Source organism: Pseudomonas sp. CM27 (assembly GCF_013179515.1).
Lineage (GTDB): Bacteria > Pseudomonadota > Gammaproteobacteria > Pseudomonadales > Pseudomonadaceae > Aquipseudomonas.
In genome coordinates, this window is sequence record NZ_JABMCN010000411.1 from 1 (window position 1) to 2161 (window position 2161).

At 60.2% G+C, this 2161-nt stretch carries 1 protein-coding gene; it reads right to left on the reverse strand.

The genetic code is table 11. The annotated features are described in order from the left end of the window. Positions 1–557: 557 nt before the first annotated feature. The gene (locus HP547_RS28465; RefSeq protein ID WP_172288829.1) at positions 558–1703 is read right to left on the reverse strand and encodes a GGDEF domain-containing protein; all 1146 of its coding nucleotides are present in this window, start codon (positions 1701–1703) and stop codon (positions 558–560) included. Between the last annotated feature and the right edge of the window lie 458 nt (positions 1704–2161).

Genomic DNA, 2161 nt, shown 5'->3' on the forward strand with positions numbered 1-2161 from the left:
CCCTCGCTCCGGGCTTGCTCCCGGGAGGACCGCGCTGCAGGCCCCATCCTGGGGCCCAGCGCTTGACGGGCATCCATGCCCGTCACCTCCCTCCGCAAGCCCTGCGCTCGGCCTCCTGAAGTCGCAATCTGTGTCGCCTGGACTATGGCGCGCTTAGAAGCAGAAGCAGAAGCAGAAGCAGGAGCTGTTGCTGTTGCTAAAGGTGAGTCAGCGTCGCCATCGCAAATGGACTGTTCGCCGTATCGAAACCGGCGCATAAGCTTCAAACTTCAAACTTCAAACTTCAAATTTCAAGCCATGGGCATTCACATCAAGTAGACATTCATTAGCGAGGGTGGCGCTGAGTCATCTTTCCGCTCTTACGGCGGGTCACTTTTGTCTTGGCAAAAGTAACCATGGGCCTGCCCCGTGACCTCCCTCCGCAAACCCTGCGCTCAGCCTCCTGAAATCGCAATCCGTGGCACCTGGACTATCGCGCTTAGAAGCAAAAGCCAGAGCAAAGCAACAGCAAGAGCTGTTGCCTTGATCTTGATCGTCGCGACCTCAGGAGATGTCGATTACTGGCCGATATCAGCCATCGGCCGCTCGACAAAACGCAAACTGTCCCGCCCCCCGCGCTTGGACTGATACAACGCCACATCCCCCTGCTCGATCAACGCCGCCAAGCTAGCCGGCGCCTGGTCGAACACATTGGCGCCGATACTCAAGGTAACTGCCTGCGGAGTAGGCACCGTCTTGCCGGCATACTGCTGGAACTGCTCGCGCAACACCCCGCCCAACTCCGCTACCCGCTCGCTGCTGGCCCCACTCAGCAGAATGACAAACTCATCGCCCCCCAACCGCGCCGCCAGTGAGCGCTCGGGCAGCGCCGCGCGAATCATCTCGCTCAGGGCAACCAGCAAGCGGTCCCCGGCAATGTGCCCATGCAGGTCATTCACCAGCTTGAAATTGTCGATGTCGATCAGCAGCAATGCCCCAGGCTGCGCCGGGCTCACATCCTTGAAGAAATGCACTGCCCGCACCTCCAGCGCGCGCCGGTTGTACAGCGCCGTCAGCGGGTCGCGGGCTGCCAGCCGGGCGATGCGCTCCTCGCGCCGGTAGCGCACGGTGCCGGTCATCGACAAGGCAATCAGCATGATCGCCATCGCCCCTTCTACCAGGGAAACCTGAATGATCAGCCCGCCAAAGGTTGCCAGGTCAATCAATGTACCCGGCGTGATCGCGATGATCGCCTTCACCACATAGAACAATCCGTGGATCAGCAGTACGTAGCGCAACTGCACCGCGCCGACGCTCAGCGACTTTCCGTGCGGGCGCAGCAGGAAGCTGGCCTTGAGGGTCAATGCCGCGACCAGCAACGAGTTGACCATCAGCATCACCTTTGACCACTGCGGCCCCACGGGCAACAGCAGCAAGGCGAACCAGACCACCACGATGATCAACCAGGCACGCGACAAGCGGTCATGGGTAAAGCGCAACACGCCCAGCAGGAAGAACCCGTGGGCGATCACCAGCAAGCCATTGGCGAACCAGATCCCGATGAACAGCAAGCCGATCCCGCGCAACAACGCCAGGATGCAACCGACGGTAATAGTGGCGAAGCCCGCACTCCAGTAAAGCAGCGAGGGTTCGCGGACACTGCGCCATTCGATCGCCAGGTACAGGGCAGCTGCTGCAGCCAAGGCGATCGAGATGGTCAGCATCGTAGGTGGATCTAGCGCCATATACGCTTTGGCCTATCTGGTTAACGAGGAAAGGGCGCGATTGTATGCGCACGTGATGACTTTTCAGAGGGGGCTTGCACACTTGCCGACAAATGATAGCCCAGCCTCAAGGCCATTCATGCAGCATAGATATCATATTGATATCACTGCTCCCTGGGCACCGCAACCTGACGAGAGGCCTGCCCTTCGCGCTGTTCGCCCGCGCCCGGCGCTGCAAGCTGTTGCCCGGACAAAAAGCTCACCAGAAGCCACCCGTGCGAACTCAGTCGCCCCCAGCCGCGAAAGCACATTCCCGATGGCGGTGTCGGCCGCCAGCAATCGCCTGCGCTTACTCATGTTCGAAAAAAAGCGATTCACACAGGGATTGCATAAGGGCTGACAGGTGTTTGCCGCAAGATATGCAGCGCCGGTGAGATCGAGCGCCGCCCGCGCGGCGC

Excerpts from the sequence above, each read along its gene's own strand:
- HP547_RS28465 (WP_172288829.1), bottom strand. The coding sequence starts at position 1,703 with ATGCTGACCATCTCGATCGCCTTGGCTGCAGCAGCTGCCCTGTACCTG.